The sequence below is a fragment of the uncultured Succinivibrio sp. genome (assembly GCF_902756765.1).
Classification (GTDB): Bacteria; Pseudomonadota; Gammaproteobacteria; order Enterobacterales; family Succinivibrionaceae; genus Succinivibrio.
The window spans coordinates 1-2097 of sequence record NZ_CACVSS010000206.1 but is presented as its reverse complement, the minus strand read 5'-3'; the positions used below and the strand labels follow the sequence as shown (position 1 = coordinate 2097).

Genomic DNA, 2097 nt, shown 5'->3' with positions numbered 1-2097 from the left:
TCCTCAGTGTCATTTAGGCTAGAATAATTGAAACAGGTCCCCATTGATCTTAGATCAGATCCTGACCAAAAATCGAGGTACCTAATAGTTCACTGTTACTTTTGATTTTTCATTTTTGAGCTTGCGGAACATATCGAAGCTACAGCTTAACTGAACCACGATGTCAACTTTGTGTTTCCTTTCTAAGACTGCTTTACAGGCAAGTTCCAGACAGTCCAAATCATTCAGATTGTCCGTGCAGAGCTTATAGATGGAGTTGCAGATCTTTGTTCCAACCTGATTAGAACGGGAAGTTATCTCAAATACCCAGTTTATGAGCTGCTGAATGTTATCAGTAGCCTTTTCTATCTTGGAAAATTCAGAGATAAACCACTCTTTTGTTCGAGAAGTGACTTTTTCTGATTCAGTTTTAAATTTATCTGCTTTATGATGATTTCCAGGGGGAATGCAGTTTCTGTCTAATTCATATTCGACAATAGAGCGCAATGTCTTCTCATGTCTTAGAACAATCTGCTTTCCCCTCATGTTTTCAATCAGAATAGTCTTGCCGACGTTATCTTTGCCTGCATAATAGTAGTTGCGCTGGTAGTTAACGTAGCCATCCTTATGGACTACTGCATAAGATATATAGCGAACATCAGGTCGGAAAACCTCAATGCTCGATAGCTGACCGTGGTTTCTTGGCAATGAATTGATACGGAGAGTTTCTTTTTTTATCAGCTCATTTAAAGCATCGAGATTATCTGCATGTATTTCCTTGCCGTACGATGTACCCTCGAAAAAGTGCTTCAAGGCAAAACCATTGGCTCGTTCATTGCTGCCTTTATACTCTGGTCTTCTTGGTGGACAGAGGTCTGTGATAAGACCAAATTCATTTATAGTGAATTCGATAGAAGCCCTTAACTTGGTCCTTTTGGACTTGTTACCGTGGATCACTAGTGCAGAATCATTGTCACATCGTAGAACTTCAGGTACTCCGCCAAATGAATATAAAGCGTTGATAATGGCTCCTGCCCAGCATATACCTGTACCAGAAGGCATCGCCTCTGCATACAGAAGTCGTGAATACTTGAGAACTGCTGTAAAAATAACTGCCTCATGCTCATTGTTATCAGCATCCAGATACTTTAATCTGTCACCGATGGTATCGATTTCTACTACCGAGCCTGGCCCGAAATTATTGTTTGGATTTGCTTTGTGCTTCAGTAAATCAAGACCTTTGCTATGCAGGTATTCGTCGTATCTACGGCAAAAGGTTCGCTCTGACATGACACCGTCAGGTAAATCTCCTGTAACATAGTTAGGGAAAAGTTTTTTGAGGTAAATATATTCCCAGGCGCTTTTAATGGTTGGAAGCATCTGCCCCCAATGACCTTTCTCCTGCAGGTATTTACGTATCTCATCCCAATTCGGTTCGATGAAATCAACCTTTCTTGATTTAAGCTTGAAAAGCTCAATGATAGACAGATCATCCATTTGCATGATGTACTCAGCAGTATAATTAAGCTTTTTGGCAAGTCTCTTATATTTGCCAATAGTTGTGTGACCGATACCTAGCCTCTGCTCGAGCTTTCGTTCTCCTAGAGTTGGATCTTGAAAAGAAAGTTTGAAAATAGATCGGATCTGATCTGGTGTAATATTACTTTCCATTTTTTTTATCCTATAAATCACAACGAGATTGTTGCAACGTTATATTAAAGTGGATATAAAAATGAAAGATTGAGGAGAAAAATAAAATTAAACTTATGGAATGATGAAATTGAGTGCCCGAGGAGCTGTCTCGGGTGGTGCCCAAGTTTTGTCGTTCACTGCCCGCCTAATTGGCGGTAGACATAAAGCAATTGTCGAATTCGACAATTGCTTTATTTAGACTAGTTACTAGGTACTAAATATTTAACAGTTACATAAAGAAAAGTTAAGCATGGAGGAATCTATTAAAGAGGCACGATGTGCTAGGAATACTGCGTTTGATGAAAATGAGAGCTTAACAGAATCTATCGAAAAGTTAAAAGATCAGATCCTGCAGTTACAGCAGGAGCTTCAATACACAAAAGAATCAAAGGAAAAATTGGAGACAAATAAAAGAGAGCTAGAGTT

At 39.2% G+C, this 2097-nt stretch carries 1 protein-coding gene; it reads right to left on the bottom strand.

Annotated features, from left to right (window positions below; all coding sequences use genetic code 11):
• Window positions 1-81 precede the first annotated feature (81 nt).
• Window positions 82-1650 carry a DDE-type integrase/transposase/recombinase gene (locus QZU45_RS12460; protein ID WP_295355765.1) on the bottom strand — a complete coding sequence of 523 codons (1569 nt, stop codon included), beginning with the start codon at window positions 1648-1650 and terminating at the stop codon, window positions 82-84.
• Window positions 1651-2097: the final 447 nt, after the last annotated feature.

Excerpts from the sequence above, each read along its gene's own strand:
- QZU45_RS12460 (WP_295355765.1), bottom strand. The coding sequence starts at position 1,650 with ATGGAAAGTAATATTACACCAGATCAGATCCGATCTATTTTCAAACTT.